The sequence below is a fragment of the Phenylobacterium sp. LjRoot219 genome (assembly GCF_964252995.1).
In the GTDB taxonomy this organism is placed as follows: domain Bacteria; phylum Pseudomonadota; class Alphaproteobacteria; order Caulobacterales; family Caulobacteraceae; genus Phenylobacterium.
In genome coordinates this window covers 630042-643744 of record NZ_CAXUQI020000002.1, presented here as the reverse complement: position 1 = coordinate 643744, position 13703 = coordinate 630042, and the positions used below count along the sequence as shown (strand labels likewise).

At 70.7% G+C, this 13703-nt stretch carries 16 protein-coding genes; 12 read left to right on the top strand and 4 right to left on the bottom strand.

The window, feature by feature from the left end:
• Positions 1–87 precede the first annotated feature (87 nt).
• On the top strand, positions 88–387 hold the full coding sequence (locus tag ACSQ14_RS21050) for a helix-turn-helix domain-containing protein (RefSeq protein ID WP_436016201.1): 300 nt from the start codon (positions 88–90) through the stop codon (positions 385–387).
• Here ACSQ14_RS21050 and ACSQ14_RS21045 read toward each other — a convergent pair.
• Positions 359–820 (bottom strand): Lrp/AsnC family transcriptional regulator, encoded by a 462-nt coding sequence (locus ACSQ14_RS21045; RefSeq protein ID WP_436016200.1) that lies wholly within the window; start codon positions 818–820, stop codon positions 359–361. The two genes, ACSQ14_RS21050 and ACSQ14_RS21045, sit on opposite strands and share 29 nt — an antisense overlap.
• 114 nt (positions 821–934) lie before the next feature.
• On the opposite strand from ACSQ14_RS21045, the gene ACSQ14_RS21040 reads away from it, so the two are divergent.
• Genes ACSQ14_RS21040 through lpdA form a run of 5 tightly spaced genes read left to right on the top strand, consistent with a single transcriptional unit; the run spans position 935 to position 6213 of the window.
• Positions 935–1252, top strand: coding sequence for a hypothetical protein (locus tag ACSQ14_RS21040; RefSeq protein ID WP_436016199.1), 318 nt, complete (start codon positions 935–937; stop codon positions 1250–1252).
• Positions 1253–1274: 22 nt separating this feature from the next.
• Positions 1275–2522 (top strand): thiamine pyrophosphate-dependent enzyme, encoded by a 1248-nt coding sequence (locus ACSQ14_RS21035; protein ID WP_436016198.1) that lies wholly within the window; start codon positions 1275–1277, stop codon positions 2520–2522.
• 1 nt (position 2523) lies between these two features.
• Positions 2524–3537 carry an alpha-ketoacid dehydrogenase subunit beta gene (locus ACSQ14_RS21030; RefSeq protein WP_436016197.1) on the top strand — a complete coding sequence of 338 codons (1014 nt, stop codon included), beginning with the start codon at positions 2524–2526 and terminating at the stop codon, positions 3535–3537.
• 4 nt (positions 3538–3541) lie between these two features.
• Positions 3542–4810 (top strand): dihydrolipoamide acetyltransferase family protein, encoded by a 1269-nt coding sequence (locus ACSQ14_RS21025; protein WP_436016196.1) that lies wholly within the window; start codon positions 3542–3544, stop codon positions 4808–4810.
• Positions 4807–6213 (top strand): dihydrolipoyl dehydrogenase, encoded by a 1407-nt coding sequence (gene lpdA / locus ACSQ14_RS21020; protein WP_436016195.1) that lies wholly within the window; start codon positions 4807–4809, stop codon positions 6211–6213. Before ACSQ14_RS21025 ends, lpdA begins: the two co-directional genes overlap by 4 nt.
• A gap of 88 nt (positions 6214–6301) precedes the next feature.
• On the opposite strand, the gene ACSQ14_RS21015 is transcribed toward lpdA, so the two are convergent.
• Positions 6302–6682, bottom strand: a complete 381-nt coding sequence (locus ACSQ14_RS21015; RefSeq protein ID WP_436016194.1) for a DUF2200 domain-containing protein — start codon at positions 6680–6682, stop codon at positions 6302–6304.
• A 196-nt stretch (positions 6683–6878) separates the two neighbouring features.
• Here ACSQ14_RS21015 and ACSQ14_RS21010 point away from each other — a divergent pair, with 196 nt between their 5' ends.
• The 4 genes from ACSQ14_RS21010 to ACSQ14_RS20995 all read left to right on the top strand — a co-directional run bounded on the left by ACSQ14_RS21010 (position 6879) and on the right by ACSQ14_RS20995 (position 9387).
• On the top strand, positions 6879–7202 hold the full coding sequence (locus ACSQ14_RS21010; protein ID WP_436016193.1) for an ArsR/SmtB family transcription factor: 324 nt from the start codon (positions 6879–6881) through the stop codon (positions 7200–7202).
• Positions 7199–7609, top strand: a complete 411-nt coding sequence (locus tag ACSQ14_RS21005; RefSeq protein WP_436016192.1) for an SRPBCC family protein — start codon at positions 7199–7201, stop codon at positions 7607–7609. The genes ACSQ14_RS21010 and ACSQ14_RS21005 overlap by 4 nt, the downstream gene beginning before the upstream one ends.
• A 47-nt stretch (positions 7610–7656) precedes the next feature.
• A complete protein-coding gene (locus ACSQ14_RS21000; RefSeq protein WP_436016191.1) occupies positions 7657–7929 on the top strand; it encodes a hypothetical protein in 273 nt (90 codons plus the stop codon).
• An 87-nt stretch (positions 7930–8016) separates the two neighbouring features.
• Positions 8017–9387: a spinster family MFS transporter gene (locus tag ACSQ14_RS20995; protein ID WP_436016190.1), complete on the top strand. Its 1371-nt coding sequence runs from the start codon at positions 8017–8019 to the stop codon at positions 9385–9387.
• A 43-nt stretch (positions 9388–9430) separates the two neighbouring features.
• Here ACSQ14_RS20995 and ACSQ14_RS20990 read toward each other — a convergent pair whose 3' ends face one another.
• The gene (locus ACSQ14_RS20990; protein ID WP_436016189.1) at positions 9431–11125 is read right to left on the bottom strand and encodes a cation acetate symporter; all 1695 of its coding nucleotides are present in this window, start codon (positions 11123–11125) and stop codon (positions 9431–9433) included.
• Positions 11122–11430, bottom strand: a complete 309-nt coding sequence (locus ACSQ14_RS20985; RefSeq protein ID WP_436016188.1) for a DUF485 domain-containing protein — start codon at positions 11428–11430, stop codon at positions 11122–11124. The genes ACSQ14_RS20990 and ACSQ14_RS20985 overlap by 4 nt, the downstream gene beginning before the upstream one ends.
• A 186-nt stretch (positions 11431–11616) precedes the next feature.
• Here ACSQ14_RS20985 and ACSQ14_RS20980 point away from each other — a divergent pair, with 186 nt between their 5' ends.
• Together ACSQ14_RS20980 and ACSQ14_RS20975 are read left to right on the top strand one after the other, a co-directional pair.
• Positions 11617–12342 carry a protein-L-isoaspartate(D-aspartate) O-methyltransferase gene (locus tag ACSQ14_RS20980; protein WP_436016187.1) on the top strand — a complete coding sequence of 242 codons (726 nt, stop codon included), beginning with the start codon at positions 11617–11619 and terminating at the stop codon, positions 12340–12342.
• Positions 12339–13691 (top strand): APC family permease, encoded by a 1353-nt coding sequence (locus ACSQ14_RS20975; RefSeq protein WP_436016186.1) that lies wholly within the window; start codon positions 12339–12341, stop codon positions 13689–13691. Before ACSQ14_RS20980 ends, ACSQ14_RS20975 begins: the two co-directional genes overlap by 4 nt.
• Positions 13692–13703: the final 12 nt, after the last annotated feature.

The following is a 13703-nucleotide window of genomic DNA, read 5'->3' as shown; positions in this document are numbered from 1 at the left end:
GGGTCCCGGTCTTCGCTTCGCGAAACCGGGATGACAGCGAGTTCGGCGGGCTACCGCCTCGGATCAATCGTCAGACTGGAGCAGTCCTTGGCTACTTTCGCGCGTCGGCCCAACCCGGTCTTCAGTGACGAATACCGCGCCCTGGTCGCGGTGCTGGCCACCGCCCGCAAACGCGCTGGCGTCACCCAGCGCGGCCTCGCCGACAGGCTCGGCAAGGCCTCCTCCCACGTCCAGCGGATCGAGGGCGGCCAGCGGCGGGTCGACGCGCTCGAGCTCTACCAGATCGCCAAGCTGCTGCAGGTCGACCCCGGCGAGTTGTTCGAGCAGATCGCCGCGAAGCTGGATGAGTTGGAGCCCCTCAGATCGGCAGGCCCGGCCCGGCCTTGATCTCGGACAGCGCCACCGAGGAGGTCACGTCCTGGATCTCCTCCAGCGCCGACAGCCGCTCGAAGAAGAACCGCTCATAGGCGTGGATGTCGCGGGTGACGATCTTCAGCAGGAAGTCGTAGGCGCCCATCAGCACGTGGCACTCGACCACTTCGGGCAGGCCGCGGATCGCCTCGGAGAAGCCGGCGAGGTTGGCGCGGCCGACCGACGACAGCTTCACCAGCGCGAACACGGTCGCGCCGAAGCCGAGTTGCTCCCGATCGAGCAACGCGACCTCGCGGCGAATGACGCCGGCGTCGCGCAGGCGCTGAACCCGGCGCCAGCAGGCCGGCTGCGACAGGCCGACGAGTTCGGCGAGCTCGGCCGTCGAGCGCCGGCTGTCGGCCTGGAGGGCGCGCAGGATCCGCAAGTCCGCATCGTCAATCCCATTCATCTTTTGATCCTAAGGCGCATAGAACTTTCGCGTCATCCGCTATCATCGGTGAGATAGAGAAGAAATCTCACGCGGCGTCAAATAGTCTTCCCGCAGCACATAGGGAGGCCGCCGATGCCCGCCGTCGATTACGTTCGCCATGAGCCGCCGCCGTGCGCCGTCGCACCGGCCTTCGACCTCGCCGTGCGCGTCGGCGACGGCGTCCGCGGGCTCGGCCGGGTGATCAATGTGCTGGCGCTGCTCGACATCACCCCGCTGGAACTGTCCGCCGTCGAGGCTGAGGGCGAGCTCGAAGTGCGGGCGCGGATCACCGCCGAAGGCGACGCTGCCCGGCTCGGGCTGCAGCGGCTGCGGGTCCTGCCCTGCGTCCGCAGCGCCTGGCTGGCGGCGCGGAACGTCGAGGCGGCGCCGTACCTTACGACGGTATGCTGAAGATCATCGGCGAACCCGCGAAATGAACGACTCCGTCCTCCGCAACCGCAGGGCTCTCTCCCTGCATATCCCGCAGCCGGCGCGCCGCCCTGGCGAGCCCGCGGACTTCAGCGGCCTGCGCTTTCCCGCCCCCGGCGAGGCCCGCCGGCCGGACCTGGAGACCCACGCCGCGGACATGCGCGACCTCGCGTTTTCGCTGATCCGGGTGCTCGACGCCGACGGCGAACCGGTCGGGCCGTGGACGCCGGGGCTGACCCGCGACGAGCTGATCTCTGGTCTCAAGATCATGCTGCTGACCCGGGCCTACGACGAGCGGATGTTCCGCGCCCAGCGGCAGGGCAAGACTTCGTTCTACATGCGCTGCACCGGCGAGGAGGCGGTCGCCGGGGCCCAGTCCCTGGCGCTGGAGCGCGAGGACATGTGCTTCCCGACCTACCGCCAGCAGGGGCTGCTGATCGCCCGCGACTACCCGCTGGTCGAGATGATGTGCCAGATCTACTCGAACGCCCGCGACCCGCTGAAGGGGCGGCAGATGCCGGTCATGTACTCCGCCAAGGAGGCCGGCTTCTTCTCGCTCTCTGGCAACCTCGGCACCCAGTTCAGCCAGGCGGTCGGCTGGGCGATGGCCTCGGCCTATAGCAATGACGACAAGATCGCCGCGGCCTGGATCGGCGAAGGCTCGACGGCTGAAGGCGACTTCCACTACGCGCTGACCTTGGCCTCGGTCTATCGGGCGCCGGTCGTGCTGAATGTGGTCAACAACCAGTGGGCCATCTCGACCTTCCAGGGCATCGCTAACGGCGCCGAGGCGACCTTCGCCGCGCGCGGCATCGGCTACGGCGTGCCGTCGCTCAGGGTCGACGGCAACGACTTCCTGGCGGTCTACGCCGCCACCCGCTGGGCCGCCGAACGCGCCCGCTCCGACCTCGGGCCGACGCTGATCGAGCTGGTCACCTATCGCGCCGAAGGCCATTCGACGAGCGACGATCCCACGAAATACCGGCCGGCCGACGAGGCCAGCCTGTGGCCGCTGGGCGACCCGATCCGCCGGCTCGAACAGCACCTGCTGCACAGCGGCGCCCTGACCGAGGCGGACGTCGCGGCGCTGCACACCGAGGCCAAGGCCGCGGTCCAGGCCGCCGGCAAGGAGGCCGAGGCGATCGGCGTGCTCGGCTCCGGCCAGCGGCCGAGCGCCGCCACGATGTTCGACGACGTCTACAAGGAACAGCCCTGGCACCTGCGCCGGCAACGCCAGGAGGCGGGCGTCTGACATGCCGTCGATGACGATGATCCAGGCGCTGAACTCGGCGCTCGACGTGATGATGACCAAGGACCCCGACGTGCTCGTGTTCGGCGAGGACGTCGGCTACTTCGGCGGGGTGTTCCGGGTGACCGAGGGGCTGCAGGCCAAGCACGGCCTGAAGCGCTGCTTCGACACCCCGATCACCGAGGGCGGCATCCTGGCCGCCGCGGTCGGCATGGGCGCCTATGGCCTCCGGCCGGTCGCCGAGATCCAGTTCGCCGACTACATCTATCCCGCCATCGACCAGCTGATCTCCGAGGCGGCGCGGCTGCGCTATCGCTCGGCCGGCCAGTTCAGCGCGCCGCTGGTGGTGCGCACGCCCTACGGCGGCGGCATCTTCGGCGGCCAGACCCACAGCCAGAGTCCTGAGGGGCTGTTCACCCACGTCGCGGGGCTGAAGGTCGTCGTGCCGTCGACGCCGTACGACGCCAAGGGCCTGCTGATCGCCGCCATTGAGGACGACGACCCGGTGCTCTTCCTGGAGCCGAAGCGGCTCTACAACGGCCCGTTCGACGGCCGCCACGACCAGCCGGTGCGGCCCTGGTCGCAGCATCCGGCGAGCGAGACGCCCGAGGGGCATTACCGCATCCCGCTCAGCGAGGCGGCGATCGTCCGACCGGGATCCCAGGCGACGGTGCTGGCCTACGGCACCATGGTGCATGTGGCGCTGACCGCCGCTGAACTCTCCGGCGTCGACGCTGAGGTGATCGACCTGCGCACTCTGTGGCCAGTCGACATCGAGGCGATCACCGCCTCGGTGCGGAAGACCGGCCGCTGCGTGATCGTCCACGAGGCGACCAAGACCAGCGGCTTCGGCGCTGAACTGTCCGCGCTCGTACAGGAGCACTGCTTCTACCACCTCGAGGCGCCGATCACCCGGGTCACCGGCTGGGACACGCCCTACCCCCACGTCTTCGAGTGGGAATACTTCCCCGGACCCGCGCGCCTCGCCGCGGCGCTCCGCCAGGTCATGGAGAGCTGAGCCAATGGCGGAATACGTCTTCCGGACGCCCGACATCGGCGAGGGCGTGGCCGAGGTGGAGATCGTCGCCTGGCACGTGAAGCCCGGCGAGACCGTGGCCGAGGATCAGCCGCTGGTCGACCTGATGACCGACAAGGCGACGGTGGAGATCACCAGCCCGGTCGACGGCAAGCTGGTCTCGACCGCCGGCGAACCCGGCGCGAAGGCCGCCGTCGGCTCGGTGCTGGCGGTGCTCGAGGTCGGGGCCGAGGCGGCGACATCCACGCCGGCAGCCGCACCTGAGCCCACCCGCGCCGTCGAGGCGCCGGTTGCGGCCGCCCCGCCCGCGCCAGCCCCCGCGCCGGTCGCGACGGCTGCGCCGGCCGCCGTGGCGCCGGCCCTGGTCGCCCGCGCCCCGGGCGCCGCGCCGCTCGCCTCGCCGGCGGTGCGCCGCCGCGCACAGCAGTTGGGCGTGCGGCTGCAGTTCGTGCCCGCCACCGGCCCGGCCGGCCGGGTCACCCGCGAGGACCTCGACCGCTTTGTCGCCGCCGGCGAGACGGTCGCCGCGCCGGCCGCCGCGCCCGCCGTGCGCACCGGCGTCGAGGAGGTGAAGGTGATCGGCCTGCGCCGGCAGATCGCCGAGCGGATGAGCGAGGCCAAGCGGCGGATCCCGCACTTCTCCTACATCGAGGAAGTCGACGTCACCGAGCTGGAGCGGCTGCGCGGCGAGCTGAACGCGCAAGCCGCCGACCGGCCGCGGCTGACCCTGCTGCCGTTCCTGATCCGCGCCGTCACCCGCACCCTGCCGCGCTATCCGCAGATCAACGCCACCTATGACGACGAGGCCGGCGTGGTGCGCCGGCACGCCGCGGTGCACCTCGGCCTGGCGACCCAGACCCCGACCGGCCTGGTGGTGCCGGTGCTGCGCCACGCCGAGGCGCTGGACCTGTGGGCGGCGGCCACCGAGATCGCCCGGCTGGCCTCCGCCTGCCGCGCCGGCAAGGCGACCCGCGACGAGCTGAGCGGCTCGACCATCACCCTCACCAGCCTCGGCCCGCTCGGCGGGCTGGCCACCACGCCGGTGATCAACCGGCCGGAGGTGGCGATCCTCGGGCCCAACAAGATCGTCGAGCGGCCGGTGGTGGTCGGCGGCCAGGTGGTGGTGCGCAAGATGATGAACCTGTCGTCCTCGTTCGATCACCGGGTGGTCGACGGTTGGGACGCCGCCGAGTTCATCCAGGCGATCAAGCGGCTCCTGGAGACCCCCGCCCTGCTGTTCGTGGAGGCCCGATGAGCCCGCTTGCCGAAGCCGCGGTGTCCAAGGTCCAGGTGCTGGTGCTGGGCGGCGGCCCGGGCGGCTATGTCGCCGCGATCCGCGCCGGCCAGCTGGGGCTCGACACCGTGCTGGTCGAGGCCGACCGGCTGGGCGGCACCTGCCTGATCCGCGGCTGCATCCCGTCGAAGGCGCTGATCCACGCCGCCGGCGAGTTCGAGGTGCTGCGTCGCGCCCAGGGCGACAACCCGCTGGGCCTGAAGGTCACCGGCGAGGTCGCGGTGGACTTCGCCCAGACCCTGCGCTGGAAGGACGGCATCGTCGATCGCCTGAGCGACGGCGTCGGCGGCCTGCTGCGCCGGGCCAAGGTGCGGGTGGTGCGCGGCTGGGGCAATTTCCGCGACGCGCGCACCTGCGAGGTCACCGGGCCCGACGGCGCGATCCAGGTGATCGAGGCCGAGCACGTGATCCTGGCGACCGGCTCCGAACCGGTCGCCCTGCCGGCCATCCCGTTCGGCGGCGACGTGCTGTCGTCGACCGAGGCGCTGGCGCTGCCCGCCGTGCCCGAGACCCTGGCGGTGATCGGCGCCGGCTACATCGGCCTGGAGCTGGGCATGGCCTTCGCTGCGCTCGGCGCGAAGGTGACGATCGTCGAGGCGCTGTCGCGCATCCTGCCGCAGTACGACCCGGCGCTGAGCGCGCCGATCACCCGCGCGCTGGAGCGGGCCGGGATCGAGGCGCACCTCGACGCCCGCGCGACCGGCTTCGCGGACGGGCGACTGTCCGTCGAGCGCGCCCAGGGCCCGGCGCTGCAGATCCCGGCCGACAAGCTGCTGGTCACCGTCGGCCGGCGGCCGCGGACTGAGGGCTGGGGGCTCGAACGGATGGCGGTCGACCTGGACGGTCCGTTCATCAAGGTCGACGATCGCTGCGCGACCTCGATGCGCAACGTCTGGGCGATCGGCGACCTGGTCGGCGAGCCGATGCTGGCGCACAAGGCCTCGGCCCAGGGCGAGACGGTCGCCGAGATCATCGCCGGCCGCCGGCGCCGGTTCGATCCGGTGGCGATCCCGGCGGTCTGCTTCACCACGCCCGAGGTGGTCAGCGTCGGCGCCTGGCCGGAGCCCGGCCCGGAGGTGATCACCGCGGTCTTCCCGCTGGCCGCCAACGGCCGTGCGCTCAGCCAGGAGGGCGGCGACGACGGCGGCTTCGTGCGCGTCGCCGCGCGCGCCGACGACCATCGCATCCTGGCCTTCGCCGCGGTCGGCCGGCACGTCTCCGAACTGTCCGGCGAGATGACCGCGCTCCTGGAGATGGGCGCGGTGCTGGAGGACGCCGCCGGCCTGATCCACGCCCACCCGACGCAGTCGGAGACGCTCGGCGAGGCCGCGCTGCGCGCGCTCGGCCACGCCATCCACGTGTGACGCGCCGGCGATCCTGCACCAGCACGCGCGCCGCCGCCCGCCTGCCTGCGGACCGCAGCCGGTGGCCGTCTAGGCTCTAGCGACCTGATCAGCCGCCCTTCGCCACCTTCGGCTTCTGGGAGGGATTGAGGATCTTCGCCATCGGCTTTCCCTTGGCGAGGTCGTCGATCAGCTTGTCTAGGTACCGGATCTCTCGCATCAGCGGCTCGGCGACGTCTTCGACGCGAACGCCGCAGACCACGCCGTTAATGTCGGCGCGTGCGGGGTTTGGCGCGGGCGCCTGGCCGAAGAAGGTCTCGAAGTCCGACTTCTCCGCCAAATGCGCGTCCAGCTCCTGCTGACTGAAGCCGGTCAGCCAGAGGATGATCTCGTCGACCTCAGCCTTGGTGCGACCCTTCTTCTCCGCCTTGGCCAGGTAGTGCGGATAAACGCTCGCGAAGCTGGTTGTGTAGATCCGATGCTTGGTCACGATGGCCTGATCCGCCTGGGCGAGCGCTATAGCCTTCAACGGACATTGGCCCTCCCCTCGCCAACTCCGCAACCCGCGGCTTTGCGCAGCCCGCGCTGACCTCCGTCTCACGTTCGCCGGCCCCGACGATTTCGGCTTGCCATATCTATAACTGAATGGTTATGGATCAGACCAATAGCCACCGAGTTATGGATCCGTGCCGACCGATCACGACACCCTGTTCAGGACGCTGGCCGATCCGACGCGCCGGGCCATTTTCGAGCGGCTGTGCCGCGACGGAGAGCAGACGGTCGGGGCGCTGACCGCGCGCGCCGGGGTCTCCCAGCCCGCCGTCTCCAAGCATCTCGCGGTGCTGCGGCAGGCCGGACTGGTGCGCGACCGTCACCAAGGCCGCCAGACCCACTACAGCGCCCAGCCCGGCGCGCTGTCCCCGCTGATCGACTGGACGCACCAGATGGCCGGGTTCTGGGAAGGCCGGTTCGACGATCTCGAAGACCTGCTGAAGAGGATGGATCAATGACTGCTGCGTCGACCGAAGCGCGCTCCGTCGTCGTCGAACGGGACGTGCCGTTCCCGCCGGAGAAGATCTGGCGCGCGCTCACCCAGCCGCACCTGATCGAGGAGTGGCTGATGAAGAACGACTTCGCGCCGGTCGTCGACCACGGCTTCAGCCTGCGCAACGACTGGGGCGCCGTCGCCTGTCGGGTGCTCGCCGTCGAGCCGCACACGACGCTGTCCTACACCTGGGATGCGCTGGGCCTCGAAAGCGTCGTCACCTGGACGCTCACGCCGACCAGCACGGGGACGCTGCTGCGCATGGAGCAGAAGGGCTTCCGGCCGGATCAACGGCAGGCCTTTGGCGGCGCCCAGGCGGGCTGGCCGAAGTTCTTCGACAACCTCGAGCAGGTGCTGGCGCGGACCGAATGACCTCCGCCCGCTCAGTTCAAACCCAAGTCGTCTCCAAGGAGGTCCCATTGAACGGCAACAAGTTGGTCCGGCAGATCCACCGCTGGCTGTCCCTCATCTTTACCGTCGCAGTCATCATCAACATCGTCGCCATGGTCCGGCAGGCGCCCGCCGCCTGGATCGGATTCCTGGCGCTGGTCCCGCTCATTCCGCTGCTGATCACCGGCCTGTACCTGTTCGTCCTGCCCTATGCGACCAGGCGCGCGGCGGCTCCGGGACGCAGGGCGCGGCGCTCCCGCCACGCTAGCTGGGGCTGCGCCGCCAACCTTACCAACTTTTAACATTTGACTGGAGGGGAAGCCTTTAGAAGCGGCGGGCGCGCCCAGGCTCGGGTGGGCCAATTTCAAGAAACTTGGGAAACGTTCGCCGTGGCTCTCCAAACCGCGACCTCGACCGATGTCTCCGCGCCGGACGCGGAGGCGGGCTATCCGTCCCGCCGGCGCGCCTGGTGGACCGTCGGCGTACTCACCGTCCTTAGCTGCCTGTCGCTGCTCGACCGCCAGATCATGGCGCTGCTGGTGCCGGACATCCGCCGCGACCTCGGCCTGACCGACTTCCAGATGGGCCTGCTGCAGGGCGTGGTCTTCTCGCTGTTCTACGTCACCTTCGGCCTGGTGTTCGGCTGGATCATCGACCGCTACTCGCGCCGCAGCGTGATCTACGCGGGCGTCAGCTTCTGGTCGCTGGCCACCGCCGCCTGCGGCCTGGCGGGCAACTTCTTCCAGCTGATGCTGGCGCGCTTCGGCGTCGGCGCCGGCGAGGCGGCCCTGAACCCGGCCGCCTACTCGATCATCAGCGACACCTTCCCGCGGCGGCGGCTCTCGCTGGCGCTGTCGGTGTTCGGCGCCGGGACCTACATCGGCGTCGGCGTCTCGCTGCTGCTCGGCGGCTACCTGATCAGCGCCTTCCCCAAGGAGGGGATCGAGGTCCCGATCCTCGGCCACATCAACGCCTGGCGCGCGGTGTTCCTCACCGCCGGCCTGCCCGGCCTGGTGATCGCGCTGCTGATCTGGACCATGACCGACCCGCCGCGGCGCGAGCGGCTGGCCGGCCCGGCGACCTCGGTCGGCGACACCGTGCGCTACATGCGCTCCCACTGGCGCTTCTACACCGGCCACTTCCTCGGCACCGCGATGCTGGCCGCCTGCGGCTACGGCTTCCAGACCTGGTCGCCGACCTTCCTGCTGCGCAAGTTCGAGATCCCGATCACCCAGGTGGTCAACATCCTGGCCCCGATCAGCGTGATCGGCGGGGTCGCTGGCGGCCTGATGGCCGGGTGGGTCGCCGACCGGCTGTTCGCCCGCGGCGTGCGCGACGCCCACCTGCGCTACTTCATCGCCGCCGGCCTGGCGCAGGCGGTGTTCCTGGTGATGGCGATGACGAGTTCGCGGCTGGAGCTGTTCATCGTCTTCCTGCTGCTGGCCAACCTGATGAGCGGCTATGCCGGCGTCGGCCCCGCGGCGCTGGCCCTGGTGACGCCGAACAACTACCGCGGCCAGATCTCCGCGGCCTATCTGTTCGTGACCTCGCTGCTCGGCACCGGGCTCGGCCCGACCGTCGTCGGCGCCTTCACCACCTATCTGTTCCAGGACGACAGCAAGGTCGGCCTGGCGATCGCGCTGAACGCGGCGATCTGCGCACCGCTGGCCTCACTGCTCTACATCTTCGCGCTGAAGCCGATGCGCGAGGCGGTGGACCAGGTCGAGCGCCGGTCCGCCCCGCCCAGCTCCGCGGCGTAACGCTCAGCGTCGGGGCGGCGGCGAGCCGCCCCGACCGCCGGCCTCAGTGGCTGGCGGCGGCGTGCGCGCCAATCCCAGTCTCCGAGCGCACCTCCTGCTCGTCGAAGCCGGCGCGGTCCTTGGCCCCGGCCGCGCTGCGGTCGGTGACCGAGAACAGCCAGATCCCGGCGAAGGCGAGCGTCATCGAGAACAGCGCCGGCGAGGTGTAGGGGAAGATCGCCGTCTCGTGGCCCAGCACCGCCACCCAGATCGACGGCGAGAGCACCATCAGCACCAGCGCGCTGACTAGGCCGAGCCCGCCGCCGACCACCGCGCCGCGGGTCGTGCAGCCGCGCCACAGCAGGGCTGAGAGCAGCACCGGGAAATTGCCCGACGCCGCCAGGGCGAAGGCCAGCGAGACCATGAAGGCGACGTTCTGGTCCTCGAAGACGATGCCGAGCAGCACCGCCAGTCCGCCGAGCACCAGGGTGGTGATCCGCGACACCCGCAGTTCGCCGGCCTGGTCCGCCTGGCCGCGGCGGAACACCGTGGCGTAGAGCTCGTGCGACACTGCCGAGGCCCCCGACAGTGTCAGCCCGGCGACCACCGCCAGGATGGTCGCGAACGCCACTGCGGAAATGAAGCCCAAGAACAGGTCGCCGCCGACCGCGTGCGCCAGGTGGATGGCCGCCATGTTGCCGCCGCCGAGCAGGCCGCCGCTGGCGGTCAGGAAGGCCGGGTCGGTGGCGACCAGGACGATCGCCCCGAAGCCGATGACGAAGGTCAGCACGTAGAAGTAGCCGATCCAGGTGGTCGCCCAGAGCACCGACTTGCGCGCCTCGCGCGCGTCCGGAACCGTGAAGAACCGCATCAGGATGTGCGGCAGCCCGGCGGTGCCGAACATCAGCGCCATGCCGAAGGAGATCGCCGAGATCGGGTCCTTCAGGAAGTTGCCCGGCCCCATGATCGACAGGCCCTTGGCGGCCGCCTCGTCCGGCCCGGCGCCGGCCTGCGCCGCCAGGATGGTCTTCACCTCGACGGCGCGGCGGAACAGCGCCTCGGGCGAGAAGCCGACGCTGGCCATCACCATCAGGGCCATGAAGCTCGCGCCGGCGAGCAGCAGCACCGCCTTGGTGATCTGCACCCAGGTGGTCGCGGTCATGCCGCCGAACAGCACATAGAGCATCATCAGCACGCCGACCGTCGCCACGGCGTAGCCGTACGGCAGGCCGAACAAGAGCTGGATCAGCTGGCCAGCCCCGACCATCTGGGCGATCAGGTAGAAGATCACCACCACCAAGGTGCTGATCGCCGCGAACACCCGCACAGGCGTCTGCCGGAACCGGAAGGCGGCGACGTCGCCGAATGTGAAGCGGCCCAGGTTGCGCAGCTTCTCGCCCATCAGGAACATGATGATCGGCCAGCCGACCAGGAAGCCGATCGAGTAGATCAGCCCGTCGTAGCCGGCGCTGAAGATCTGCGCGGAGATCCCCAGGAACGAGGCCGCCGACATGTAGTCGCCGGCGATCGCCAGGCCGTTCTGGAAGCCGGTGATGCGGCCGCCGGCGGAGTAGAAGTCGGCGACCGTATGGGTGCGCCGCGCGGCCCAGCGGGTGATCCACAGGGTCAGCGCCACAAAGGCGGCGAACATGGCGATCGCCGTCCAGTTGGTGGCCTGCCGCTCCACCGGCCCCTCCAGGGCCGGCGCGGCGAACGCCGGCGAAGCCAGCAATGTCAGTACAAGGACGATCCGCCTCACGCGCCGGCCTCCGCGACAATCTCGCGGGTCAGCCGGTCGAACTCGCCGTTCGCCCGGACGACGTAGATCGCCGTCAGCACGACGGTGAAGACGATCATGCCGAGGCCGACCGGGATGCCGAGGGAGATGACGCCGTCACCGATCGGCTGGGCGAGGACGGCCTTGTCGAAGGCGATCAGCCCGACATAGCCGTAGTAGGCGACCAGCATCAGCGCCGTCAGCGTCCAGGCCAGCCGGCTGCGGCGGCGCACCAGCAGCGCATATTTCGGATTGGCGCGAATCCGCGCCATCAGTTCAGCGTCCATCGCCCCCCCCGCAATCGAGGAGGCGTGTCCGCGCCCCCGCTCCGAAAGCGGCACTAGATCAAGGCCCTGAACGATCAGTCAAGGCCCGGTCCCGATCGCTGAAGATCCCCGGGATGCCCGTCGCGCCATGCCGCCAGCGGCAGGCGGACGTGGTATCATCGGACAGGAAATAGCCTGGAGGTCGGCATGCTCGCGAACCTCGTGGCGGCTGTTGCACTCCTCGCCGCGCCGGCGGCCGCGGCCGAACCCGCCGCCAGCCAGCGCAGCCGGGACGCGATGGTGGCGAACATCGAGCAGCTGGCGGCGGCGGGCGCGCTCGGCCCATCCCGCCGCCTCGACGGCCGGGTGCTGGCCGCCATGCGCGAAGTTCCGCGCCACCGGTTCGTCCCGAAGCTGCTGCAACCGCTGGCCTACAGCGACACCGCCCTGCCGATCGGCCACGGATCGACCATCTCGCAGCCGTTCATCGTCGCGGTGATGACCGATGTGGCGGCCGTGCAGCCGGGCGACCGGGTGCTCGAGGTCGGCGCCGGCTCCGGCTACCAGGCGGCCATCCTCGCGACCCTCGGGGCCGAGGTGTACACCGTCGAGATCGTTCCGCAGCTGGCGACGAGCGCGGCCGCGCGGCTCCGCGAGCTCGGCTACACGTCCGTGAAGGTCCGGGCTGGCGACGGCTACAAGGGCTGGCCGGAGCACGCTCCGTTCGACGCCATCCTGGTGACCGCCGGCGCGACGCGGATTCCCCAGCCGCTCGTGCAGCAGTTGAAGCCGACCGGCCGGATGGTGATCCCGGCCGGCGACGGGGGCGACCACCAGCAGCTCACCATCGTGACCAAGGCCGCGAACGGCGCGGTCCAGACACGCCGCCTCGGGGCCGTCGCCTTCGTGCCGTTGCGCGAACCCGGGCGATGACCGACGCGCCAGGCGCATCGCCGCGGCCCTCGATCGGCCTCCTGGAGGCGGTGACCATCACCATCGGCATCGTGGTGGGCGCCGGCATCTACCGGACGCCGTCGCTGGTGGCCGGCGCGGCCGACAACGCCGGAAGCGTGCTGCTGGCGTGGGCCGCCGGCGGCCTGATCTCGATCGTCGGCGCGCTCTGCTACGCCGAGCTGGCGGCGAGCTTTCCGCACGCCGGCGGGGACTATCACTTCCTGTCGCGCGCGTTCGGCCGACGCCTGGCGTTTCTCTACGGCTGGGCGCGGCTGTCGGTCATTCAGACCGGCTCGATCGCGCTGCTCGCCTTCGTCTTCGGCGACTACGCCAGCCAGCTCGTGCACCTCGGGCCGTGGTCCGCCTCGGTCTATGCGGCGGGCGCCGTGGCGGCGATCACCGTCATCCAGTGGTGCGGCGTTCGGGCCGGAACCCGCGTTCAGAACTGGCTGACGGGCCTGGAGATCGCCGGCCTGGGCGTGGTCATCGTCGCCGGCCTGATCATCGCGCCGGCCGCGCCGCCTGAGCCGACGGCGCAGGGGACGGGCGAGTTCGGCCTCGTCATGGTGTTCGTCCTGCTGACCTTCGGCGGCTGGAGCGAAGCCGTCTATTTCTCGGCGGAGCTGAAGGGCGCGCGGCGCAGGATGGCGCCGGTGCTCATCTACAGCCTGCTCGTCATCACCGCGCTCTACGTGACGGCCAACGCGGCCTATCTGCGCGCGCTCGGCCTTGCGGGGACGGCGCGGTCCGAGGCGGTGGCCGCCGACGTGATGCAGCTCGCCTTCGGCCCCGCCGGCGCGGCGCTCATCAGCCTGTTCATCGCGACAGCCGCGCTCACCTCGGTCAATGCGACAGTCTTCACCGGCGCACGCTCGGCGTTCGCCTGGGGGCGCGACCACCCCGCCCTGGCCTGGCTGGGCCGCTGGGATCCCGCCGCGGCGACGCCCCGCCACGGGCTCGTCGTCCAGGGGCTGGCGGCGCTGGCCCTGGTGCTGGCGGGCAGCTTTACCCGCGACGGCTTCCGGACGGCGGTGGAGTACACGGCCCCGGTGTTCTGGGCCTTCCTGCTGCTGGTGGGGCTCGCCCTGTTCCGGCTACGCCGGCTCGAACCGCAGGCGGAGCGGCCATTCAGGGTCCCGCTATACCCCCTGCTGCCCGCGGTGTTCGTCGCGACCAACGCCTACCTGCTCTATTCGAGCGTCGCCTATACGGGCCGCGGCGCGCTCTTCGGCCTCGGCGTGGTGGCCGCCGGCGCCGTGCTGCTGAGCCTCCTGCCGACCTCGCGACGGAAGCAGGCGGCGACGGACCGCGGCTCCCCCAGGAGCTGAAGCCCGTCGCGC